General features: G+C 71.1%; 24 protein-coding genes. 16 read left to right on the plus strand and 8 right to left on the minus strand.

Going from position 1 to position 22,658, the window contains the following annotated elements; genetic code table 11:
• The first annotated feature begins 29 nt into the window (after positions 1 to 29).
• On the plus strand, positions 30 to 680 hold the full coding sequence (locus GQF42_RS31970) for a thymidine kinase (RefSeq protein WP_158925667.1): 651 nt from the start codon (positions 30 to 32) through the stop codon (positions 678 to 680).
• A gap of 79 nt (positions 681 to 759) precedes the next feature.
• Here the strand turns inward: GQF42_RS31970 and GQF42_RS31975 are convergent, their stop codons facing one another.
• Positions 760 to 1,551 carry a VOC family protein gene (locus GQF42_RS31975; protein WP_158925669.1) on the minus strand — a complete coding sequence of 264 codons (792 nt, stop codon included), beginning with the start codon at positions 1,549 to 1,551 and terminating at the stop codon, positions 760 to 762.
• 321 nt (positions 1,552 to 1,872) lie between these two features.
• On the opposite strand from GQF42_RS31975, the gene GQF42_RS31980 reads away from it, so the two are divergent.
• Positions 1,873 to 2,724 carry a sulfurtransferase gene (locus tag GQF42_RS31980; protein WP_158925671.1) on the plus strand — a complete coding sequence of 284 codons (852 nt, stop codon included), beginning with the start codon at positions 1,873 to 1,875 and terminating at the stop codon, positions 2,722 to 2,724.
• Positions 2,725 to 2,804: 80 nt separating this feature from the next.
• On the opposite strand, the gene sepH is transcribed toward GQF42_RS31980, so the two are convergent.
• On the minus strand, positions 2,805 to 3,845 hold the full coding sequence (sepH, locus tag GQF42_RS31985) for a septation protein SepH (protein WP_158925673.1): 1,041 nt from the start codon (positions 3,843 to 3,845) through the stop codon (positions 2,805 to 2,807).
• Positions 3,846 to 4,345: 500 nt separating this feature from the next.
• Here sepH and GQF42_RS31990 point away from each other — a divergent pair, with 500 nt between their 5' ends.
• Positions 4,346 to 5,077 (plus strand): hypothetical protein, encoded by a 732-nt coding sequence (locus GQF42_RS31990; RefSeq protein ID WP_158925675.1) that lies wholly within the window; start codon positions 4,346 to 4,348, stop codon positions 5,075 to 5,077.
• Here GQF42_RS31990 and GQF42_RS31995 read toward each other — a convergent pair.
• The gene (locus GQF42_RS31995; protein WP_158925677.1) at positions 5,001 to 6,320 is read right to left on the minus strand and encodes a D-arabinono-1,4-lactone oxidase; all 1,320 of its coding nucleotides are present in this window, start codon (positions 6,318 to 6,320) and stop codon (positions 5,001 to 5,003) included. The two genes, GQF42_RS31990 and GQF42_RS31995, sit on opposite strands and share 77 nt — an antisense overlap.
• Positions 6,280 to 7,518 carry an MFS transporter gene (locus GQF42_RS32000; protein WP_158925679.1) on the minus strand — a complete coding sequence of 413 codons (1,239 nt, stop codon included), beginning with the start codon at positions 7,516 to 7,518 and terminating at the stop codon, positions 6,280 to 6,282. The genes GQF42_RS31995 and GQF42_RS32000 overlap by 41 nt, the downstream gene beginning before the upstream one ends.
• A gap of 172 nt (positions 7,519 to 7,690) precedes the next feature.
• Between GQF42_RS32000 and GQF42_RS32005 the strand changes: the two genes are divergently transcribed.
• Entirely contained in the window at positions 7,691 to 8,818 is a 1,128-nt protein-coding gene (locus tag GQF42_RS32005) for a ferrochelatase (protein WP_158925681.1), read from the plus strand.
• A gap of 8 nt (positions 8,819 to 8,826) precedes the next feature.
• Positions 8,827 to 9,642 carry an inositol monophosphatase family protein gene (locus GQF42_RS32010; protein WP_158925683.1) on the plus strand — a complete coding sequence of 272 codons (816 nt, stop codon included), beginning with the start codon at positions 8,827 to 8,829 and terminating at the stop codon, positions 9,640 to 9,642.
• Positions 9,643 to 9,723: 81 nt separating this feature from the next.
• Here GQF42_RS32010 and GQF42_RS45070 read toward each other — a convergent pair whose 3' ends face one another.
• Entirely contained in the window at positions 9,724 to 9,897 is a 174-nt protein-coding gene (locus tag GQF42_RS45070) for a hypothetical protein (protein WP_167357479.1), read from the minus strand.
• A 416-nt stretch (positions 9,898 to 10,313) separates the two neighbouring features.
• Here GQF42_RS45070 and GQF42_RS32015 point away from each other — a divergent pair, with 416 nt between their 5' ends.
• The 4 genes from GQF42_RS32015 to GQF42_RS32030 all read left to right on the plus strand — a co-directional run bounded on the left by GQF42_RS32015 (position 10,314) and on the right by GQF42_RS32030 (position 13,834).
• Complete coding sequence (locus GQF42_RS32015) at positions 10,314 to 10,967, plus strand: response regulator transcription factor (RefSeq protein WP_003993508.1); 654 nt, start codon at positions 10,314 to 10,316, stop codon at positions 10,965 to 10,967.
• A gap of 4 nt (positions 10,968 to 10,971) precedes the next feature.
• On the plus strand, positions 10,972 to 12,219 hold the full coding sequence (locus GQF42_RS32020; protein ID WP_158925685.1) for a sensor histidine kinase: 1,248 nt from the start codon (positions 10,972 to 10,974) through the stop codon (positions 12,217 to 12,219).
• A 390-nt stretch (positions 12,220 to 12,609) separates the two neighbouring features.
• The gene (locus GQF42_RS32025) at positions 12,610 to 12,906 is read left to right on the plus strand and encodes a DUF4193 domain-containing protein (RefSeq protein ID WP_003997302.1); all 297 of its coding nucleotides are present in this window, start codon (positions 12,610 to 12,612) and stop codon (positions 12,904 to 12,906) included.
• A 13-nt stretch (positions 12,907 to 12,919) separates the two neighbouring features.
• Positions 12,920 to 13,834, plus strand: coding sequence for a hypothetical protein (locus GQF42_RS32030; protein ID WP_199272870.1), 915 nt, complete (start codon positions 12,920 to 12,922; stop codon positions 13,832 to 13,834).
• On the opposite strand, the gene GQF42_RS32035 is transcribed toward GQF42_RS32030, so the two are convergent.
• Positions 13,831 to 14,295, minus strand: coding sequence for a DUF3093 domain-containing protein (locus GQF42_RS32035; RefSeq protein WP_158925689.1), 465 nt, complete (start codon positions 14,293 to 14,295; stop codon positions 13,831 to 13,833). The genes GQF42_RS32030 and GQF42_RS32035 overlap by 4 nt on opposite strands.
• 112 nt (positions 14,296 to 14,407) lie before the next feature.
• Between GQF42_RS32035 and GQF42_RS32040 the strand changes: the two genes are divergently transcribed.
• The 7 genes from GQF42_RS32040 to GQF42_RS32070 all read left to right on the plus strand — a co-directional run bounded on the left by GQF42_RS32040 (position 14,408) and on the right by GQF42_RS32070 (position 21,042).
• Entirely contained in the window at positions 14,408 to 14,992 is a 585-nt protein-coding gene (locus tag GQF42_RS32040) for a PaaI family thioesterase (protein WP_158925691.1), read from the plus strand.
• A gap of 20 nt (positions 14,993 to 15,012) precedes the next feature.
• Positions 15,013 to 15,540, plus strand: a complete 528-nt coding sequence (gene dut / locus GQF42_RS32045) for a dUTP diphosphatase (RefSeq protein WP_158930815.1) — start codon at positions 15,013 to 15,015, stop codon at positions 15,538 to 15,540.
• Between the two features lies 1 nt (position 15,541).
• Positions 15,542 to 16,306: a DUF3710 domain-containing protein gene (locus GQF42_RS32050; protein ID WP_158925693.1), complete on the plus strand. Its 765-nt coding sequence runs from the start codon at positions 15,542 to 15,544 to the stop codon at positions 16,304 to 16,306.
• Positions 16,307 to 16,596: 290 nt separating this feature from the next.
• The gene (locus GQF42_RS32055) at positions 16,597 to 19,152 is read left to right on the plus strand and encodes a sensor histidine kinase (protein ID WP_158925695.1); all 2,556 of its coding nucleotides are present in this window, start codon (positions 16,597 to 16,599) and stop codon (positions 19,150 to 19,152) included.
• Positions 19,149 to 19,835: a response regulator gene (locus GQF42_RS32060; RefSeq protein WP_158925697.1), complete on the plus strand. Its 687-nt coding sequence runs from the start codon at positions 19,149 to 19,151 to the stop codon at positions 19,833 to 19,835. Before GQF42_RS32055 ends, GQF42_RS32060 begins: the two co-directional genes overlap by 4 nt.
• Before the next feature lie 43 nt (positions 19,836 to 19,878).
• Positions 19,879 to 20,277, plus strand: a complete 399-nt coding sequence (locus GQF42_RS32065; protein ID WP_158925699.1) for an OB-fold nucleic acid binding domain-containing protein — start codon at positions 19,879 to 19,881, stop codon at positions 20,275 to 20,277.
• A 3-nt stretch (positions 20,278 to 20,280) separates the two neighbouring features.
• Complete coding sequence (locus GQF42_RS32070; RefSeq protein ID WP_158925701.1) at positions 20,281 to 21,042, plus strand: DUF3159 domain-containing protein; 762 nt, start codon at positions 20,281 to 20,283, stop codon at positions 21,040 to 21,042.
• Positions 21,043 to 21,181: 139 nt separating this feature from the next.
• Here GQF42_RS32070 and GQF42_RS32075 read toward each other — a convergent pair whose 3' ends face one another.
• Positions 21,182 to 21,850 (minus strand): potassium channel family protein, encoded by a 669-nt coding sequence (locus GQF42_RS32075; RefSeq protein WP_158925703.1) that lies wholly within the window; start codon positions 21,848 to 21,850, stop codon positions 21,182 to 21,184.
• The gene (locus GQF42_RS32080) at positions 21,850 to 22,521 is read right to left on the minus strand and encodes a potassium channel family protein (protein WP_158925705.1); all 672 of its coding nucleotides are present in this window, start codon (positions 22,519 to 22,521) and stop codon (positions 21,850 to 21,852) included. Before GQF42_RS32080 ends, GQF42_RS32075 begins: the two co-directional genes overlap by 1 nt.
• Positions 22,522 to 22,658: the final 137 nt, after the last annotated feature.

Genomic DNA, 22,658 nt, shown 5'->3' on the forward strand with positions numbered 1-22,658 from the left:
ACTACTCACCGAAAGGTGCTCAACTCCTCATGCCCGAGCTGGTGTTCTTCTCCGGAACGATGGACTGCGGGAAGTCGACCCTGGCTCTGCAGATTGAGCACAACCGCTCGGCGCGGGGCCTGGTCGGGATGATCTTCACCCGGAACGATCGCGCGGGCGAGGGCAAGCTGTCCTCCCGGCTCGGCCTGGTCACCGACGCGGTGGAGGTCGCGGACGACCAGGATCTGTACGCGTACCTCGTCGACCACCTCTCCCAGGGCGGCCGGGTGGACTATGTGATCGCCGACGAGGCGCAGTTCCTCGCGCCCGTGCAGATCGACCAGCTCGCGCGCGTGGTGGACGATCTCGGTCTGGAGGTGTACGCCTTCGGGATCACCACGGACTTCCGCTCCAAGCTCTTCCCGGGCTCGCAGCGGCTGGTCGAGCTGGCCGACCGCATCGAGGTGCTCCAGGTGGAGGCACTGTGCTGGTGCGGCGCCCGTGCGACGCACAACGCCCGCACGATCGGCGGCGAGATGGTGGTCGAGGGCGCCCAGGTCGTCGTCGGCGACGTGGACCAGTCCACGGGCGAGGTCGGCTACGAGGTGCTGTGCCGCCGTCACCACCGGCGCCGGATGACCGCCGCGTCGGCCCGCGCGGCGGCCCTGTCCCCGGACGTCCTGCCGGTCTCGTCCGGCTGAACCCCGGGGCAACGGAACACTCCGGGGGCAGCGCACCCCGGGGCAGCGGACCTCTCAGAGCACCTGGACCTCCCAGGACTCAGCGCGGCTCCTGGATCACCGAGAACTCCGCGCCCTCCGGGTCCGCCACGGTCGCCACGCGCCCGTGCGGGCTGTCGTGCGCCTGCCTGACGACCCGGCCGCCCAGCTCCGTGACCTGCCGCAGGGTCAGGTCGGTGTCGGAGACCTCGAAGTACGTCTGCCAGTGCGGCCCCCGGTCCCGCGGCAGGGCGTGGCCCACACCGTGCAGTCCGGCGACCGGACGGCCGTCGAGGTGCAGGGTCACGTAGTCGAAACCGGCGGACACCACCGGCTCCTCCTCGTAACCGAACACGGTGGTGTAGAACTTGGCGACGCTCTCGGTCTCGAACGTCACCAGCTCGTTCCAGGCGGGCGTCCCGGGCACCCCGGTGACCGCCGTGCCGAAGTGCGCGGAACCCTGCCAGATGCCGAACACCGCTCCGGAGGGGTCGGCGGCGATGGCCATCCGCCCGGCCTCGGCGGCGTCGAGCGGGCCCACCGCCACGGTGCCACCGCACAGCCGTACCGTGTCGGCCGTGCCGTCCACGTCGTCCGAGGCGAAGTACGGCGTCCAGGCGATCGGCAGCCGGTGGTCGGGCGGCAGCTGGCCCATGCCCGCCACCTCACGTCCGTCGAGCAGCGCCCGCACATATGGGCCGAGCTGCTGCGGTCCCGGCCGGAACTCCCAGCCGAACAGCTCGCCGTAGAACTCCTCGGTGGCGGCCAGCCCATGCGCCATCAGGCTCACCCAGCAGGGTGTGCCGGGCGCGCGCCGCGCGTGCGGACCGGCCGACTCCCGTGCCTCGGTCATCGATCACTCTCTCCCCGGCCCCTCGCGGTGGCCGTGTCGCTTCCGCTCCCCGGAAGGGGTGTCCACGCCGGCGGCGGGCAAGCCCGTGCCGGTGCCCGCATCCTCCACGCCGCAGCGGGCCCCGCCGCGCCGCCGCTCGGCGACACCTCCGGGAGGATGCCCGAACTGCCGTCTTTCGGCGCTTCCTGGCGGTGGCCGGCGGGTGTCCACCGGCTGTACAGCACGTGCTCGACCCCATACGCCTCGTGATCGACCCTGTCCGGCCGAGCAGAGTAGCCGGACCTGGACGCCGCGGCCACCCCTGGCGTATGCATGGACGCCATGAACGCCATCATCACCGCAACCGATCTTGCACACGAGCTGACCGGCGACCGCCCGCCGGTGCTGCTGGACGTGCGCTGGCAGCTCAGCGTGGCGAAGGCGGCGGGCGCGCCGGCCTTCGACGGGCGGGCCGAGTACGCGGCCGGCCACATCCCCGGTGCGGTCTTCGTCGACCTGGACCGGGAGCTGGCCGGACAGCCCGGGGACAGTGGTCGGCATCCGCTGCCGGATCTCGAGGAGTTCGGCGCGGCCATGCGCCGTGCGGGCGTGTCGGCCGCTCGGCCGGTCGTCGTGTACGACGGCGGCCAGGGCTGGGCCGCCGCGCGCGCGTGGTGGATGCTGCGCTGGACGGGTCACCCGGACGTGCGTGTCCTCGACGGCGGATTGCCGTCATGGGAGGGCGCACTGGTCACCGAGGTACCGGATCCGGCGGAGGGCGACTTCCGGCCCGAGCCGGCCGCCACGGGCCTGCTGGACGCCGACGCGGCCGCCGCCCTGGCCCGCACGGGTGTGCTGCTGGACGCGCGCGCGGGGGAGCGGTACCGCGGCGAGGTGGAGCCGATCGACCGGGTCGGCGGCCACATCCCGGGCGCGGTGTCGGCACCGACGACGGAGAACGTGGGCCCCGACGGCCGGTTCCTGCCCGTGGCCGAACTGCGCGACCGGTTCAAGGCCCTGGGGGTCACGGCGGACGCCGAGGCCGGCGTGTACTGCGGTTCGGGCGTCTCCGGCGCCCATGAGGTACTCGCCCTGGCGGTGGCGGGCGTCCCGGCGGCCCTGTACGTGGGTTCCTGGTCGGAGTGGTCCTCCGACCCGTCCCGTCCGGTCGCGGTCGGGGCCGATCCCCGGTAGCGGACACCGGGGAGAGCCTCGGGACACCGAGAAGTGGGGGCACGCACGCGTGCCCCCACTTCTCCGTACGGTAGTGCCGGTTACTCCTGCTTCTTGCGGCGCGTGCCGAACACGATCTCGTCCCAGCTCGGTACGGCTGCACGGCGGCCGGGGCGGACGCCGTCGGCCTCGGCCTGACGGTCGGTGGCGCCGATGAGCCGGTCGCGGTGGCTGCCGACGGAGCGGGGCATGAGGACGTCCGCGTAGGCCGAACCGGCCGAGGCCGCGGGCGCCGGCGGCTCCTCCTCCGCCGGTTCCTCGACGGGCTCCTCGGGGATCTCCTCCCGGCGCTCCGGGACCACCAGGTCGCCCCGGAAACTCGGCACGGCCTCCAGGAGGCTGGTCAGCGAGTCGCGTTCACCCGTGGACTCCTCGGCGGCCTCGGACGGCTGCGCGGGCGGGCTCGGCCGCTCGCGCTCGCCGCGGTCCAGGGCACGGTCCATCGAACGCTCGCGCGGCAGGCGTGCGATGCGCGGCACGAACGGGAAGCTCGGCTCCGGTACGGCGAGATCGTCGGACTCGCCGATCAGCGAGCGCGCCTCGTCGTCCACGGCCTGCACGAGCCGCCGGGGCGGGTCGTACGTCCAGCTGGCCGAGTGCGGTTCGCCCGCGACCAGGTAGACGAGGAGCACCTCCCAGGTGCCGTCGTCGCGGCGCCACGAGTCCCACTGCACGCTGTCCTTCTCGGCACCGCGCAGCAGCAGCCGCTCCTGGACGGCCTCGCCGAGCAGCGGACCGGAGTTCTCGCCGGGGCGGCGGACCGGGGTCTTGCGGGCGCGTTCGGCCATGAAGGCACGCTCGGCCAGTACGGGCCCCTCGAAGCGCCGCACCCGGTCGACGGGGATGCCGGCGAGTTGCGCGACCTCTTCCGCGGTGGCACCAGCGCGTATCCGCGCCTGGATGTCACGGGGCCTCAGATGGCTCTCGACCTCGATCTCGATCTGGCCGAGGCGTGGCCGGTCGCCGCGCACGGCGGCGCGCAGCCGTTCGTCGATCGGAAGGGTGTACTCCGTTGCGTCGGCAGCCTTCAGCACCAGCCGTGTGCCGTCATTCGAGACGGCCACGACACGCAGTTCGGGCATGGGGACCTCCCGGGTGGTGCCTGCCGACGTCACGTGCGTCGCTGCTTCCGCTAGTCGAGTGTGGCCTGCCCGGGTGCAGCCTGCCACAACCTTGCCGAGTTGCCCGGCGTGTCGGGCACGGGCCCTGGGTCGCCGTTATGGCACGGTGACCTATTCGCAACGCTAAGTGACCAAATCCGTCACCCTGTGCAACTAGCCCCCTCCCGGCGGTCCTGCATGGCCCGGGACACCCTGGTAGGAGACCGGGCCCAGGGCTCGCAACAGTACTCCATTTGGACCATGTGCGTGGATGGGCGCGCCGCCCAACTTCTCGCAAGGGGCGCGACTTGGCGCTCGGCAACCGGTTTTGCCGATCATGAACGTGGCGAAGTTCACGCAATCTGCAGAAACGGAACTAATGGTTTCTGTTGTACGTCCCTATCTCATGCAGTCGGTCGGTCAATGTCGTCAATGGCGTCAAGTGTGTGATCAAGCATGAGAAAGGCAGGAAAGTTCCGGGTATGCGCGAAACACCCGATTCGGGTCGCAGGCGGATCGACCTGAACGTCCCCCAGGTGGCGGGCGGCGCCCTGGCGGCGGTCGTGGCGGCCAAACTGGCGTCCTACTTCGGGGTGTACGGCACGATCCTCGGCGCGGGCGTCGTCAGTATCGTCGCGACGTGCGGCGGCACGGTGTTCCAGCATTTCTTCAGGCGGACCGGGGAGCAGCTGCGGGAGGCGACGGTCACGGCCCGTCCCAGGGAGCAAGCGCAGCCGGCGCCGGGTGAGTTCACCGACGGGACGGTCTACCGCGCGCGGGTGAAGAGCTGGCGGCGGCCGGCCGTCGCGGCCGCCCTCGTGTTCGGCGTGACCATGGCCGGCATCACGACGTACGAACTGGTCTCCGGCAGCAGCTTCAGCGGCGGCGGGGGCACGACGGTCAGCGACGCCGTCACCGGCCGGGGCTCATCCTCCGCGACCTCCGAGAGGCCCGGTCCTCCCGCGAAGTCCCGTGAGGGTCAGGTCCCTTCGGGCACGCCGTCCCGCGGGCACGTGCCCGGTACCGGCGGGGGTGCGACGGACGGCGCGACCCCGATGCCCGGCGACTCCCCGAGCGGGGAGCCGAGCGGCGACCCGGCCACTCCGACCCCCGCCCCCAGTGGTTCCGCCGCCATGCCTACGCCCCCAGAACCCTCCGCAAGTAGTCGTTCTGGAACAGCCGATCCGGGTCAAGGCGGTCCCTCAGCGCAGTGAACTCGCCGAAGCGCGGGTACATGCGCGCGAGGTACTCGGCGTCCCGCGTGTGCACCTTGCCCCAGTGCGGCCGGCCCTCGTGCGCCGTCAGGATCCGCTCGGCGGCGGTGAAGTAGGCCTGGTGCGGCGTGCCCCGGAACATGTGGACGGCGATGTAGGCGCTGTCCCGGCCGGAGGCGGTGGACAGGGCGATGTCGTCGGCCGGTGCCGTGCGCACCTCGACCGGGAAGCTGACCCGCAGGCCCGAGCGGTCGACCATGGCCCTCAGCTCGCGCAGTGCCTCCACCAGGGCCGCGCGCGGCACGGCGTACTCCATCTCCACGAAGCGCACCCGGCGCGGCGAGGTGAAGACCTTGTAGGGGATGTCGGTGTACGTCCGTGCGGACAGGGCCTTGCTGGAGACCTGGGCGATGGTCGGAACGGTGGCGGGGACGGCGCGGCCCACCCACTGGGCCACCTGGAAGACGCCGTTGGAGAGGAACTCGTCCTCGAACCAGCCGGCCAGCTGTCCCACCGGCCGCTCGGGGCCCGCGCTGCGGTTGTTGCGCTTGGTGTTGGTGCTGCCAGTGTGCGGGAACCAGTAGAACTCGAAGTGCTCGTTCTCCGCCCAGAGTTGGTCGAACTCGGCGAGGACCCGCTCGAAGGGCATCGGCTCCTCACGCGCGGTGAGCAGGAACAGCGGCTCCACGGCGAAGGTGATCGCGGTGACGATGCCGAGGGCGCCGAGACCTATTCGGGCCGCGGCGAAGACATCCGGGTTCTCCTTCTCGGAGCAGGTCAGCACCGAGCCCTCGGCCGTGACGAGTTCGAGCCCCTTGATCTGGGCGGCGATCGAGCCGGACTCCCGGCCCGTGCCGTGCGTGCCCGTGCTGGTGGCCCCGGAGACGGTCTGCTCCATGATGTCGCCCATGTTGGTGAGCGACAGGCCCTCGCGCGCGAGAGCGGCATTGAGTCTCTTGAGCGGGGTGCCCGCCTCCACCGTGACGGTCATGGACTCCCGGTCAATGGTGCGGATTCCCGTCAACAGTTGAGGGCGGATCAAGACACCGTCGGTGGCCGCGATCGACGTGAACGAGTGCCCGGTACCGACCGCCTTGACCTTCAGGCCGTCCTCCCGGGCCCGGCGCACCGCTTCGGCCAGCTCCTCCACCGAGGCCGGCACGACCTGCCGGGCGGGCCGGGCGGAGACGTTCCCGCCCCAGTTACGCCAGGTGCCGTTCTTCCCGCTCGCTGTGCTGCTCAACGGTGCCTCCCCGACCCGCGGCCGGCCTGCGCAGCCGGCGGTACCCGAGGAAACCGACCGCGACCGCGACGGTCCCGGACACGGCCGGAACCCCGTACCCGGCCCGCGCCCCGGCTGCGTCGATCACCCAGCCGGCCGCGGAGGAGCCGAGCGCGACGCCGACCGCGAGGCCGGTGCTCACCCAGGTCATGCCCTCGGTGAGCTTCGCGCGAGGTACGTGCTCTTCGATGAGGGACATCGTCGTGATCATCGTCGGTGCGATGGACAACCCCGCAACGAACAGCGCCACGGCCAGAAGCGGCAGGTTTCCGACCAGTAGGAGGGGGATCATACTCACGGCCATCCCCGCCACGCCCAGCAGCCAGCGACGTTCCGGCGCCCCGGCGAACCGCAGCAGCCCGAAGACCACCCCGGCCGCACAGGAACCGGCCGCGTACAGCGCCAGCACGAGGCTCGCCGCGCCCTTGTGGCCGCGCTCGTCGGCGAAGGCCACGGTGACCACGTCCACCGCCCCGAAGATGGCGCCGGTCGCCACGAAGGTGGCCACCAGCACCTGGAGCCCCGCCGAGCGCAGGGCGCTGCCGCCGCCGTGGTGCTCGCGCGGGTGCGGCTCGGGCTCGGTGGCACGCTGGGTGGTCAGCCAGAAGACGCCGGCGGCCAGGAAGCAGGCGGCCAGCAGCGGTCCGGCCTCCGGGAACCAGGCGGTGGACAGCCCGATGGAGATGATCGGGCCGAAGATGAAGCAGATCTCGTCGACGACCGACTCGAACGAGTAGGCGGTGTGCAGCTTCGGCGTGCCCCGGTACAGGGCCGCCCAGCGGGCCCGGATCATCGCGCCCAGACTCGGCACGGAGCCGATGCCGGCGGCGCACGCGAACAGCACCCAGTCCGGCCACCCGCCGTGCGCGGCGAGCAGCAGCCCGGCCGCCGCCGCGAGCGCCACCAGGGTGGCCGGGCGCAGCACCCGGCGCTGCCCGTACTGGTCGACCAGCCGGGATATCTGCGGCCCGATCGCCGCGGCGGACAGCGCGATGGTGGCCGACAGTGCTCCGGCGAGGCCGTACCGCCCGGTCAGTTGGGAGATCATCGTGACCACGCCGATGCCCATCATGGACAGTGGCATCCGGCCGAGGAGACCCGCGGCGGAGAACGCCTTCGTGCCGGGCGCGGCGAACAGGGCTCTGTAGGGGCTGGGCACGTGGTCTCCGGGACGGCTCGGTAAGGCGCGAATGCAGCTCATACAGCTTACGAGTTAGGCAACCCTAAGGGAACCTTGATCGACCATGGGATAAACCGCCCTAAACCCACTGGAGCCCGACTCGTCACCCTGTCGTTTCCCGGCCGTCAGTACCGGGTGGGAGGATCAAGCCATGCCAGACGCGCTCGATGCCACCCCGTACGACGCCCTCCTCCTGCTCTCCTTCGGCGGCCCCGAAGGCCCGGACGACGTGGTCCCGTTCCTCGAGAACGTCACGCGCGGGCGGGGCATCCCCAAGGAACGCCTGAAGGAAGTCGGCCGGCACTACTTCCTGTTCGGCGGGGTCAGCCCGATCAACGACCAGAACCGTGCCCTGCTGGACGCCCTGCGCAAGGACTTCGCCGAGCACGGCCTGGACCTGCCGGTCTACTGGGGCAACCGCAACTGGGCGCCGTATCTGACGGACACCCTGCGCGAGATGGTCGCCGACGGCCGCCGCCGCATCCTGGTCCTCGCCACCAGCGCCTACGCCTCCTACTCGGGCTGCCGTCAGTACCGCGAGAACCTCGCCGACGCGCTGGCCACCCTTCAGGCCGAGGGCCTCGAGCTGCCGAAGATCGACAAGCTGCGGCACTACTTCAACCACCCCGGCTTCGTCGAGCCCATGGTCGACGGTGTGCTGCGCTCCCTCGCCGACCTCCCCGAGGACGTCCGCGCACGTGCCCGCATCGCCTTCACGACGCACTCCATCCCGACCTCCGCCGCCGACGCCTCCGGGCCGGTCGAGACCCACGGGGAGGGTGGCGCGTACGTCGAGCAGCACCTGGACGTCGCCCAGCTGATCGCCGACGCCGTCCGCGAGCGCACGGGCGTGGACCACCCCTGGCGGCTCGTCTACCAGTCGCGCTCCGGCGCTCCGCACATCCCGTGGCTCGAGCCGGACATCTGCGACCACCTGGAGGCGGAGCACGCCGCGGGCGCCCCGGCCGTGGTCATGGCCCCCATCGGCTTCGTCTCCGACCACATGGAGGTCCTCTACGACCTCGACACCGAGGCCAAGGCCAAGGCCGAGGAACTGGGCCTGCCGGTGCGCCGCTCGGCCACCGTGGGTGCCGACCCCCGCTTCGCCGCCGCCGTCCGTGAGCTGATCATGGAGCGCGCCGCCGTGGAGCGTGGCCAGGAGGTCACCCCCTGCGCCCTGGGGGCCCTCGGCCCGAGCCACGACCTCTGCCCCGTCGGCTGCTGCCCGGCCCGCGCCCCGCACCCGGCCGCCGCGGGCGCCGACAGCCCCTACGCGTAAGGAGCCCCGTGACCGACGCACTCCACCGGGACCTGCTCGAACTGGCCCAGGAGGCCGCCCGCCGCGCCGGAGAGCTGCTGCGCGACGGCCGCCCGGCCGACCTGGCCGTGGCGAAGACGAAAACCAGCCCGATCGACGTCGTCACCGAGATGGACATCGCGGCCGAGAAACTGATCACCGACCTGATCGCGGGCCGGCGCCCCGACGACGGCTTCCTCGGGGAGGAGGGCGCCTCGGCCGAGGGCACGAGCGGCGTCCGCTGGGTCATCGACCCGCTCGACGGCACCGTGAACTACCTGTACGGCCTGCCGACCTGGGCCGTGTCCATCGCGGCACAGCAGGACGGCGAGACCGTCGCCGGGGTCGTGGCGGCGCCGATGCGCGGCGAGACGTACCACGCCGTGCGCGGCGGCGGCGCCTGGACGACCGGCGCCTGGGCGGGCGAGCGGTCGCTGGCCTGCCGCCCCGCGCCCCCGCTGGACCAGGCGCTGGTCTCCACCGGCTTCAACTACGTCACCGAGGTCCGCGCCCACCAGGCGGAGGTGGCCGCCCGGCTGATCCCGCTGCTGCGCGACATCCGGCGCAGCGGCTCGGCCGCGATCGACCTGTGCGACGTGGCCTGCGGCCGACTGGACGGGTACTACGAGCGCGGGCTCAACGCATGGGACTTCGCCGCCGGTGACCTGATCGCGCGGGAGGCCGGCGCACTGGTCGGTGGGCGGCGCGGAGAACTGCCCTCGCGGGACCTCACCGTCGCCGGCTCGCCGGGGGTGTTCGAGCCGCTCCAGGGCCTGCTGGAGGAGTTCGGGGCGTGGCACGACTGAGTACGGCCGCCCCTGGGCCGAGAACGCAGAGGGACCCCGGCGCTGGATTCGCCGGGGTCCCTCCTTGCGCTGCCGGGCCGATCAGACGCGTGACGCGCCGACCTCCACACCGTGTTCGGCGGCGAGGCGTCGCAGGTCGTCGAGCTCTGCCTGCTCCACCTCGACGAGGAAGTCGTCGCCCTCGTCACGAGCCCGCGACAGGTCGGACTCGGTCGTCCTTATGCGCTGCAGAAGTCCTGCGGTGAAAGCGTCCATGCTGCGCCCCCTCGTCCTTGGGTCGTGGGTCGGTGGCACGGGGACGTGCCGGGGTGGGAAAGGGGCGATCACGGCCCTCGTGGGTGCCCAGCGCTGCCCAGCCGGGCGGCGACGGTGCCGGACATCCACGTCCGCTCTGCGGAAGCGGCGGCAAAGTACCGCATGGTGCTGCGGCACATGCAGAGCGTGATCGCGGGGTGTAAAGCCGTCCTCCCCCCGCTCCCTCAGCCGGAAACCTCAACCGGAAGAGAAAATCTCGTATTCCCGGCCCGGAAGCCGGTCCCTGCGGCCCGCAACCCGCCTTACAGCCGACTTACGGCCGAAAAGGGCAGGATGGAGGTCACACCCCACGAACACCCCTGCCCGTTCGCGCCCACGGTGCGCGACGGCGGGCGGACAGAGGAAGGACTTGCGACGTGCGCGTACTCGTCGTCGAGGACGAGCAACTGCTCGCCGATGCGGTGGCCACCGGACTGCGCCGGGAGGCCATGGCCGTCGACGTCGTGTACGACGGTGCGGCCGCCCTGGAGCGCATCGGCGTCAACGACTACGACGTGGTCGTCCTCGACCGCGACCTCCCGCTCGTGCACGGCGACGACGTCTGCCGCAAGATCGTCGAGCTGGGCATGCCCACGCGCGTGCTGATGCTCACCGCGTCCGGCGATGTCAGCGACCGCGTCGAGGGTCTGGAGATCGGCGCCGACGACTACCTGCCCAAGCCCTTCGCCTTCAGCGAGCTGATCGCGCGTGTGCGCGCCCTCGGCCGTCGTACGAGCGTGCCCCTGCCGCCCGTCCTGGAGCGCGCGGGCATCAAGCTCGACCCCAACCGCCGCGAGGTATTCCGCGACGGCAAGGAGGTCCAGCTCGCGCCCAAGGAGTTCGCGGTCCTCGAGGTCCTGATGCGCAGCGAGGGCGCGGTCGTCTCGGCCGAGCAGCTGCTGGAGAAGGCCTGGGACGAGAACACCGACCCGTTCACCAACGTGGTACGCGTCACGGTCATGACGCTGCGCCGCAAGCTGGGCGAGCCACCGGTCATCGTCACCGTCCCCGGCTCCGGCTACCGGATCTGATCCCGTGGCCGCGACACCCGCGCCGGCTCAGGCGCCACCGAAGCCCACCTGGGACCCCAGGAGACCACAGGCGCCCTTCCCCTGGCTGCGCCCCACCATCCGGATACGGCTCACGCTGCTCTACGGCGGCATGTTCCTGATCGCCGGCATCCTGCTGTTGTCGATCATCTACCTGCTGGCCGCGCAGGCGATCAGCACGGGCAACCAGCCGCTGTTCAAGATCGTCAGCTTCCAGAGCCTGAGGGTCTCCAGCGACAACTGCCCGGCGATCACCACGACCAGCCTGTCGCTCCAGGAGTTCAACGACGCGATCAGCCAGTGCGTGGACCACCAGCGCCAGGCGGCTCTGGACGACCTGCTCAGCCGCTCGCTGCTGGCTCTGCTGGGCCTCGCCGTGATCGCTTTCGCTTTCGGTTACGCGATGGCCGGCCGCGTGCTGTCCCCGCTCGGCCGGATCACCCGCACCGCCCGCCAGGTGGCCGGTTCGGACCTGGCCCGCCGGATCGAGCTGGACGGCCCGGACGACGAGCTGAAGGAGCTGGCCGACACCTTCGACGACATGCTGGAGCGGCTGCAACGGGCCTTCACCGCCCAGCAGCGCTTCGTCGGCAACGCCTCCCACGAGCTACGCACCCCGCTGGCGATCAACCGCACGCTCCTCGAAGTGCACCTGTCGGATCCGAACGCGCCGGCGGAACTGCAGCAGCTCGGCAAGACCCTGCTCGCCACCAACGAGCGAAGCGAACAACTGGTCGAGGGCCTGCTGCTGCTCGCCCGCAGCGACAACCAGATCGTCGAGCGCAAGCCGGTCGACCTGGCCGAGGTCGCCACCCAGGCCGTGGACCAGGTGCACGCCGAGGCCCAGGCCAAGGGTGTGGAGATCCGCGGCAGACGCAAGCCCGCAGTGGTCCAGGGCAACGGCGTCCTGCTGGAGCGGATCGCGCTGAACCTCGTGCAGAACGCGGTGCGCTACAACGTGCCCGAGGACGGCTGGGTCGAGGTGGCCACGGAGGTCGAGCACGGGCAGGCGGTGCTCACGGTCTCGAACACGGGGCCGGTGGTTCCGGCGTACGAGATCGACAACCTCTTCGAGCCCTTCCGGCGGCTGCGCACGGAGCGCACGGGCAGCGACAAGGGGGTCGGCCTCGGCCTGTCCATCGTCCGGTCCGTGGCCCGGGCGCACGGCGGTCACATCGTGGCGCGCCCCCGCGAGGGCGGTGGTCTGGTGATGCGTGTCACCCTGCCCCTGTGATCCACCGACACTCGCGGGGGATGTTCGCTTTGCGCGGAATTTTCACGACCCCCGATGTGGTTCTCGCTGTGTGATCAATCACATGGGCGGATTTTCGGCCATGTACGCTCCGTGATCATGACACAAGGTGGAAAGCCGGGAAAGTCCGGGTTTTCGGGGCTCTTGATCACGGGAAGTACACGGTGAGGCGACTTTGAGGTGTCGCATTCGAACCGTGTACGGTCCTCACCGCCAGCCAAGCCGATCACTCTTGAGGGGTCGGGTTGGGTGTCGATTGAGTAACAGACCTTGATGTGAGGCAAAATCTCCGCCTCAGGTCGGGCACAAGTCCGGCCTCTCACGCGTTACGTGCGCTGGAGACACCGCAGACACCCAGAGGGGGAGAGCGATATGGCAACCGATTACGACACTCCACGCAAGACCGATGACGACGTCGACTCCGACAGCCTTGAAGAGCTGAAGGCCCGACGCAACGACAAGTCCACCTCGTCGGTGGACGTCGACGAGTTCGAGGCCGCCGAAGGCCTCGAGCTGCCCGGCGCCGACCTCTCGAACGAGGAGCTGGCCGTCCGGGTGCTGCCCAAGCAGCAGGACGAGTTCACCTGCATGAGCTGCTTCCTGGTGCACCACCGCAGCCAGCTGGCCCGGGAGAAGAACGGTCAGCCGATCTGCCGCGACTGCGACTGAGGACGGGTCGGCCATGACTGGCTCGACCCCTCCCCGGAAGCGCCGCTTCCCTGTGCGGAAAGCGGACTCAGGGCCGTTGGACGGCCCGCACGGCGCGCGTGAAGGAGGGCGGGGCTCGTCCGGCAGGGGAGCCTCGCTCGCACCCGTGGACGACCGGGCCGACCACCCGGCATCGGCGCGGCAGCCCGCGCCCGTCGCGAGGCGACGGGTCGCGGTGATGCGTGACAAGGCCCGGGACATGGCCCGGGAAGGGGCACGTAAGGGCGGTAGCCGCGCCCGCGCGGGGCTGGCATACCTCGCGGACCGGATCATCGAGATCGCCCCGCGTGTGCCGGTACGCGACCTCGCGACCCTGCGCAGGCAGTTCCCGGGCCTGGGGCCCGAAGAACTCGCCGACAAGCTCGTGGCGGGGGCGGCGGCCGGGACCTCGACGGTCGGAGCCGGGATCGGTGCTGCGGCGATGCTGCCGGTGCCGCCGGCCATGCCGACCGAACTGGCCGCGGAGATCACAGGGGTCGCCGCGATCGAGCTGAAACTCGTCGCCGAACTCCACGAGGTCTACGGCGTACGGCCGCCGGGCGGCCTCAAGACCCGCAGCACCGCGTATCTGTCCTCCTGGTCGGGGGAGCGCGGGATCGACGTGCTGAAGCCGTCGACGTACGACGCGGCCCTCAGCGGCCGCATGAAACGCCAACTGCGCCAGCAGATCATGAAGCGCGTGGTCCGCGACCTGCCCAACCTCATGCCGTTCATGGTGGGCGCGGCGGTCGGCGCGGTCATGAACCGCCGGGACACCAGAAAGCTCGCCTCCCGTATCCGCAGCGACCTGCGCAAGATCCAGGTGCCCTGGGACGAACTGCCCGAGCTGCCGCCCCTGGAGGAGTCGGCGGAGCCCCTGGAGATCCGCGGCCTTCCCGAAGAGTTCTAGGCGTTCGCCTTCCGCGCCGCCTCGATCGCCGCCGCCAGCTGCTCCGGCTCGCGGGTCGACAGGTACAGGTACGGCGTCGGGTCCTCGGGGTCGGTGACCTCCACCTTCAGGGCCCCGGGAATGTAGGCGCGCAGCAGCAGGAACGCGCGCGTGTCGGCCTTGTGCGTACGCCAGGCGCGCGCCTCCTCCGCGTCCAGCACCTCCGACGCGCCGAGCGCCGAGACCGGGATCTTCGCCTCGCCCGCGATCAGCGAGTCACCCACCACGCGGATCCGCAGCGAGCCGTACGCACTGGCGACCACCGCCGCCGCCGCCGTACCGCCGACCAGACCGCCGAGCATCGGCAGCGTGCCGAAGGGAAGCAGGATCAGGGCGAACGAGACGCCCACGAGGAAGCTGATGAACCACCACGAGCGGGGGGCGGTGAGGCGTTCTTCGTACGGGGTGGCGGAGAGCTGCATGGGCCAAGCTTGGCACGGGATCCCTGGCGCGCCGATGTCAGGGGGAGTCGGCGTGAAGCGCTGTCGGGCAGGGCGGTGGTGGGTGACGGACGGGCGGGTAAGGTCTGCGCCTGTGAGTGGTAGTTCCGCAAGCCTTCAGCCTCCTGCCGACGCGGTGAAACCGGTACGGCACCCCGACGCGCCCGCGCCCGGGGAACTCCTCGGTGCCCACTACGAACACTGTTTCGGATGTGGCCCGGGGCAGCCGCACGGGCTGAACCTGCAGGCGCGTGCCGGCGAGGGCGTCTCGCTGAGCGCGGAGTTCACCGTCCGGTCCGCCCACCAGGGCGCCCCCGGTCTCGCGCACGGCGGGGTACTGGCCACGGCCCTGGACGAGACCCTCGGCTCGCTGAACTGGCTGCTGCGGACCATCGCCGTCACCGGCCGGCTGGAGACCGACTTCGTGCGGCCCGTGCCGGTGGGCACCACGCTGTACCTGGAGGCCGAGGTCACCGCCGTCGCCGGGCGGAAGATCTTCTCCCGGGCCACCGGACGCATCGGCGGCCCCGACGGGCCCGTCGCCGTCCGCGCGGACGCCCTCTTCGTCGAGGTCAAGGTCGACCACTTCATCGACCATGGCCGCAAGGAGGAGATCCAGGCCGCCATGAGCGACCCGGACCAGATCCGGCGCGCCCGCGCCTTCGAGGTGAACCCGTGAGCCCCAACCCCCTCGACGTCATGCTCCGACGCGTCGACCCCGACGTACCCCTTCCGGTGTACGAGCACCCCGGAGACGCCGGAGCCGATCTGCGTACCACCGAGGCGTGCCTCTTGGCGCCCGGTGAGCGGGCCGTGCTGCCCACCGGGGTGTCGATCGCCCTGCCGGAGGGGTACGCGGCCTTCGTGCATCCCCGTTCCGGTCTCGCCGCCCGCTGCGGTGTCGCCCTCGTGAATGCCCCGGGGACGGTTGATGCCGGGTACCGTGGGGAGATCAAGGTGATCGTGGTGAATCTCGACCCGCGCGAGTCCGTGCGGTTCGAGCGCTTCGACCGGATTGCCCAACTGGTCGTCCAGCAGGTCGAGAGGGTCCGCTTCCATGAGGTGGCGGAGCTTCCCGGCTCGGCGCGGGCCGAAGGGGGCTTCGGGTCCACCGGTGGCCATGCCGCGGTGGGCGGCGAGAGCGGCACAAGCGGTCAGGCCGCCGCAGGCGGTCCGACGGGTGGGAATCGATACGCTTCGGTCGTATCCGACCGGGAAGGACAGTGACGTGTTCGGACGTCGCAACAAGAAGGGTGCCGCCGAGGACGCGGCCGGCGAGACCGAGCAGGTCGTCGACAGCGTCGGCACCGAGGCGGACGAGGTAGAGGAAGAGGCCGAGCGCGAGCGCGTCCGGCTGGAGCCCGGGCCGCGGCCCGACGGGCCCTGGGACAGCACCGAGGTGCAGGACGCGGGCGAGGGCCGCGTGGACCTCGGCGGGATGTTCATCCCGGGCGTGGACGGCATGGAGCTGCGGGTCGAGGTCGCCGGTGACGCGATCGTCGCCGCGACCGTCGTACTGCGCGACAGCGCCATCCAGCTGCAGGCCTTCGCCGCGCCCAAGCGCGAGGGCATCTGGGGCGAGGTCCGTGAGGAGATCGGGGCCGGCATCACCCAGCAGGGTGGCATCGTCGACGAGGTCGAGGGCCCGCTCGGCTGGGAGCTGCGGGCCCAGGTGCCGGTGCAGCTGCCGGACGGCACGGGCGGCTTCCAGGTCGTGCGGTTCGTCGGCGTGGACGGCCCGCGCTGGTTCCTGCGCGGTGTGATCTCCGGCCAGGGAGCCGTGCAGCCGCAGGCCGCCGGGCTCCTGGAGCAGATCTTCCGCGACACCGTCGTGGTCCGCGGTGAGGGCCCGATGGCGCCCCGTGACCCGATCGTCCTCAAGCTGCCCAACGACGCCCAGATGGTTCCCGAGGGCGTCACGCAGGAGGAGTCCCGCTTCTCCGGCGGAGTGGACCAGCTGCAGCGGGGACCGGAGATCACAGAGGTTCGCTGAGCGCTCCGCCGGGTTCAGCAGCAGTTGCACGGGCCGTGCCCTTGAGGGGTGCGGCCCGTTTCGTTGGGGTGCGGGTCCGCGGGTCGTTGGGGTTCGGGCCGTGCGGGCGGGTGTCGTTCACCGGCCGACGGTCCGTCGTGCCTGGTCCCGCGGTTCCTCGCGTTGCGCGGCGCTGTCCATCAGAGTTGCGTCAAAGAGACCCGTTGAGCCGGGCCTCGTCCCCTTTGTCCGTATCGTTGGCCGTAAGGTCGACGCTGCGTAGGCAGTAGTCACCAGAAGACAATGGAGCCATGGCACGCGGCAAGCTCAGGATCTACCTCGGCGCGGCACCGGGCGTGGGCAAGACCTACGCCATGCTCTCCGAGGCACACCGCCGCGTGGAGCGTGGCACCGACTGTGTCGTGGCCTTCGTGGAGCACCACGACCGGCCGCGCACCGAGGTGATGCTGCACGGCCTGGAGCAGATCCCGCGCAGGGAACTGGATTACCGGGACGCCGTCTTCGGCGAGATGGACGTCGACGCCGTGCTGCGCCGGGCGCCCGCCGTCGCCCTGGTGGACGAACTCGCCCACACCAATGTCCCCGGCTCGCGCAACGCCAAGCGCTGGCAGGACGTCGAGGAACTGCTCGCCGCCGGGATCGACGTCGTCTCGACCGTCAACATCCAGCACCTGGAATCACTCGGCGACGTGGTCGAGTCGATCACGGGCGTGCGCCAGCGCGAGACCGTGCCGGACGAGGTCGTACGGCGGGCCGACCAGATCGAGCTGGTCGACATGTCCCCGCAGGCGCTGCGGCGCCGTATGGCGCACGGCAACATCTACCAGCCGGACAAGGTCGACGCGGCGCTGTCCAACTACTTCCGGCCCGGCAACCTCACCGCGCTGCGCGAGCTGGCCCTGCTGTGGGTGGCCGACCGGGTCGACGAGTACCTGACCGCCTACCGCAGCGAACACCGCGTCTCCAAGATCTGGGGCTCCCGCGAACGGATCGTGGTCGGGCTGACCGGCGGCCCCGAGGGCCGCACCCTGATACGGCGGGCCGCCCGGCTCGCCGAGAAGGGCGCCGGCGGCGAGGTGCTCGCCGTGTACATCGCCCGCAGCGACGGTCTGACCTCGGGCTCGCCCAAGGAGCTGGCCGTCCAGCGCACCCTCGTGGAGGACCTGGGCGGCACCTTCCACCACGTGGTCGGCGACGACATACCGGCCGCCCTGCTGGACTTCGCGCGGGGCGTCAACGCCACCCAGATCGTGCTCGGCTCCTCGCGCCGCAAGGCCTGGCAGTACGTCTTCGGACCCGGCGTCGGCACCACCGTCGCCCGGGACTCCGGCCCCGACCTCGACGTCCACATCGTCACCCACGAGGAGGTCGCCAAGGGCCGCGGACTGCCCGTGGCCCGGGGCGCCCGGCTCGGGCGGGCCCGGATCATCTCGGGCTGGCTGGCCGGACTCGGCGGCCCGGCCGCACTCGCGGTGCTGCTGAACACCATCGACGTCGGCCTCGCCAACGACATGCTGCTGTTCCTGGCCGTCACGGTCGCGGCGGCCCTGCTCGGCGGCCTGCTGCCGGCCCTGGCCTCGGTGGCCTTCGGCTCGCTGCTGCTGAACTACTACTACACGCCGCCGCTGCACAAGTGGACGATCGCCGACCCCAAGAACATCGTGGCCATCGCGATCTTCCTGTGTGTCGCCGTGTCCGTGGCCTCGGTCGTGGACCTCGCGGCCCGGCGTACCCACCAGGCGGCCCGGCTGCGCGCCGAGTCGGAGATCCTCTCCTTCCTCGCCGGGAATGTCCTGCGCGGCGAGACCAGCCTGGAGGAGCTGCTGGAGCGGGTCCGGGAGACCTTCGCGATGGAGTCGGCCGCGCTGCTGGAGCGCGCGAGCGACGTCGAGCCGTGGACCTGCGCCGGGCGCGCCGGGTTCGGGCGCCCGCTGCAGCGGCCGGAGGACGCCGATGTCGACATGCCCGTCGGCGACCACATGGCCCTCGCGCTCACCGGCCGTGTCCTGCCCGCCGAGGACCGCCGGGTGCTCGCCGCCTTCGCCGCGCAGTCCGCGGTCGTCCTGGACCGCCGGCGCCTCCAGGAGGAGGCCGACCAGGCCCGCGCGCTCGCCGAGGGCAACCGCATCCGCACCGCCCTGCTCGCCGCCGTCAGCCACGACCTGCGCACCCCGCTGGCCGGCATCAAGGCCGCCGTCACCTCGCTGCGCTCCGACGACGTCGCCTGGTCCGAGGAGGACCAGGCGGAGCTGCTGGAGGGCATCGAGGAGGGCGCCGACCGGCTGGACCACCTCGTGGGCAACCTGCTCGACATGTCCCGTCTGCAGACCGGCACGGTCACACCGATCATCCGCGAGATCGACGTGGACGAGGTGGTCCCGATGGCCCTGGTCGGTGTGCCCGAGGACAGCGTCGAACTGGAGGTCCCCGAGACGCTGCCCATGGTCGCGGTCGACCCCGGGCTGCTGGAGCGGTCCGTGGCCAACCTGGTGGAGAACGCCGTCAAGTACAGCCCCCGCGGACAGCGCGTGCTGGTCTCCGCGAGCGCCATAGCCGACCGTGTCGAGGTCCGGGTGGTGGACCGCGGGCCGGGCGTGCCGGACGATGCGAAGGACCGGATATTCGAGCCCTTCCAGCGGTACGGTGACGCCCCGCGCGGCGCCGGGGTGGGGCTCGGTCTCGCCGTAGCCCGGGGCTTCGCGGAGGCCATGGGCGGCACCCTCAACGCCGAGGACACGCCGGGCGGCGGACTCACCATGGTCCTCAGCCTCCGCGCGGCAGGATCGCGTCCCGAGTCCCTCCCCGCCGGGGAGGACATCGCAGAACCAGAAAGGCAGACCCTATGACCCGGGTGCTCGTGGTCGACGACGAGCCGCAGATCGTGCGCGCCCTCGTGATCAACCTCAAGGCACGCAAGTACGAGGTCGACGCGGCCCCCGACGGTCGTACCGCCCTCGAACTCGCCGCCTCCCGCCACCCCGACGTCGTCGTGCTCGACCTGGGCCTGCCCGACATGGACGGCGTCGAGGTGATCAAGGGCCTGCGCGGCTGGACGCGTGTGCCCATCCTGGTGCTGTCCGCCCGCCACTCCTCCGACGAGAAGGTCGAGGCGCTGGACGCCGGCGCCGACGACTACGTCACCAAGCCCTTCGGCATGGACGAGCTGCTGGCCCGGCTGCGGGCCTCCGTGCGCCGGGCCGAGCCGGTCGGGCCCGGCGAGGAGGACCTGACGACCGTGGAGACCGAGGGCTTCACGGTCGACCTGGCCGCCAAGAAGGTCAACCGCGCGGGCAGGGACGTCCGGCTCACCCCGACCGAGTGGCACCTCCTGGAGGTCCTGGTCCGCAACACCGGCCGGCTGGTCAGCCAGAAGCAGCTGCTGCAGGAGGTGTGGGGGCCGTCGTACGGCACCGAGACCAACTACCTGCGTGTGTACATGGCCCAGCTGCGCCGCAAGCTGGAGACGGACCCCTCGCACCCCAAGCACTTCATCACGGAGCCGGGAATGGGGTACCGGTTCGAGAAGTGAGCGGGGCTACGGCTCTGTGGGGGTGCCCCGGTACGCTTCAGGTATGAGTGCTGTTCCTCGTTCCGAAAAGCCGGCAGGCCGGTTCCGGCGCATGCTCGACCGGCTTTCCTCGTCGCAGGAGGACCTGGAGTCGGAGGAGCTGCGGGAGGACGCCGAGACTGCCGGCTGCACCCGGATCGGCGACTGCCAGGACCGGCAGATCGTCACGGTAACTGGTACCTTGCGCACGGTCACCCTGCGTCCGCGCGCCGGAGTGCCGGCCCTGGAGGCGGAGCTGTTCGACGGCTCCGCGGCGCTGGACGTGGTGTGGCTCGGCAGGCGTTCCATCGTGGGCATAGAACCGGGGCGCAGGCTGATCGCATCGGGCCGGATCTCGCTGAGCCGGGGCCGCCGCGTGCTGTTCAACCCGAAATACGAACTGCGACCCCTCGGACGGGAGTAGCCGGTGACGTCCCTCGACAAGCCGACCGAAGACGCCGGTCAGCGGCAGGCCGACGATGCCAGGGCGGTGACCGAGGCCGCGCTGTTCGAGGCGTTCGGCGGCGTTCGCGGCATGGTCGAGACGGTCGTGCCGGGCCTGCTCTTCATCGCGATCTTCACGGTCAACAAGAACCTGCACGTCTCGGCGATCGCCGCGCTGATCGTCTCCCTGGTCCTGGTCGTGGTCCGGCTCGTCATGAAGGACACCGTCAAGCACGCCTTCAGCGGTGTCTTCGGCGTGGTCTTCGGTGTCGTCTTCGCGATGTTCACCGGCAACGCCAAGGACTTCTACCTCCCCGGCATGCTCTACACGCTGGGCCTGGCGCTGGCGTACATCATCACCACCCTCGCCGGTGTGCCCCTGATCGGCCTCATCCTCGGCCCGGTCTTCAAGGAGAACCTCTCCTGGCGCACCCGCAACCCCGGCCGCAAGAAGGCCTACGCGAAGGCCAGTTGGGCCTGGGGCCTGATCCTGCTCGCCAAGTGCGCGATCCTCTTCCCGCTGTACTGGTGGTCCGACACCACCAAGCTCGGCTGGGTCCTGGTCGCCCTCAAGATCCCGCCGTTCCTGCTGGCGGTCTGGCTCACCTGGGTCTTCCTCGTGAAGGCGCCCGCGCCGATCGACGTGTTCGCGGAGATGGAGGCGGAGGAGAAGGCGGCCGAGGAGAGGAAGGCCGCGCTGGCCGCCGAGGGCGGCGAGCAGGCGGGCGGACGCCACCGCCGATAGACGAGGACGGCTGTCGCGTACGCGACGAAGCACACGGCCGTCGTACGACGAAGCACACGGCCGTCGTCCGATAAAGCACACGGCCGTCGTACGACGAAAAGGGCGCCCTTGGCATCAAGGGCGCCCTTTCCTCGTGGGTTCAGCTCTCCCGGCGCACCGACAGCAGCTCCTCCAGCTGCTCCTCGCGGGCCTGGGCGGCCACGAAGAGGAGTTCGTCGCCCGGCTCCAGGGAGTCCTCCTTGGACGGGGTGAGCACGCGGGTGCCGCGGATGATCGTGACCAGCGAGGTGTCCTCCGGCCACTGGACGTCGCCGACCTGAGTGCCGGCCAGGGCCGACTCCTCGGGCAGGGTCAGCTCGACGAGGTTGGCGTCGCCGTGGCTGAAGCGGAGCAGCCGGACCAGGTCACCGACGCTCACCGCCTCCTCGACCAGGGCGGACATCAGTCGAGGGGTGGAGACGGCCACGTCCACGCCCCAGGCCTCGTTGAACAGCCACTCGTTCTTGGGGTTGTTGACGCGGGCGACGACACGCGGGACGCCGTACTCCGTCTTGGCGAGCAGCGACACCACCAGGTTGACCTTGTCGTCGCCGGTCGCGGCGATGACGACGTTGCAGCGCTGCAGCGCCGCCTCGTCCAGGGACGTGATCTCACAGGCGTCGGCCAGCAGCCACTCCGCCTGCGGCACCCGCTCCACCGAGATGGCGGTCGGGGCCTTGTCGACGAGCAGGACCTCGTGGCCGTTCTCCAGCAGTTCGCCCGCGATCGAGCGGCCGACGGCGCCGGCTCCGGCAATGGCGACCCTCATCAGTGACCGCTCTCCTCTTCCGGGCCCTGGGCGAACGCCGCCTCGACCTTGTCCACCTCGTCCGCCCGCATCATCACGTGCACGAGGTCGCCCTCCTGCAGCACCGTCTGTGAGGTCGGCAGGATGGCCTCTCCCAGGCGGGTCAGGAACGCCACGCGGACACCCGTCTCCTCCTGGAGCCTGCTGATCTTGTGGCCGACCCACTTCGCGGAGGCGTGCACCTCGGCGAGCTGCACGCCACCGGTGGGGTCGCGCCACAGCGGCTCTGCGCCGGAGGGCAGCAGACGCCGCAGCATCTGGTCGGCGGTCCAGCGGACCGTCGCCACGGTGGGGATGCCCAGGCGCTGGTAGACCTCGGCACGGCGCGGGTCGTAGATGCGGGCGGCCACGTTCTCCACGCCGAACATCTCGCGGGCCACGCGCGCGGAGATGATGTTGGAGTTGTCACCGCTGGAGACGGCGGCGAAGGCGCCGGCCTCCTCGATGCCCGCCTCGCGCAGGGTGTCCTGGTCGAAGCCGACACCGGTGACCCGACGGCCCCCGAAGCCCGGGCCGAGCCGGCGGAAGGCGGTGGGGTCCTGGTCGATCACGGCGACTGTGTGGCCCTGTTGCTCCAGGGTCTGGGCGAGAGCGGAACCCACTCTTCCGCAGCCCATGATGACGATGTGCACGACCGTCCTTCCGGTGTCCAAAAGTTACTGCTCAGCATCAGGGTCTCAGACCGACGCCCAAAGCTACACACGGGCGCCCGGGGGCGGGCACCCCTGTGCCGGGGTTCGCGGTGACGACCGTCCGCGATCACGCGCGT

Source organism: Streptomyces broussonetiae, assembly GCF_009796285.1.
In the GTDB taxonomy this organism is placed as follows: Bacteria; Actinomycetota; Actinomycetes; order Streptomycetales; family Streptomycetaceae; genus Streptomyces; species Streptomyces broussonetiae.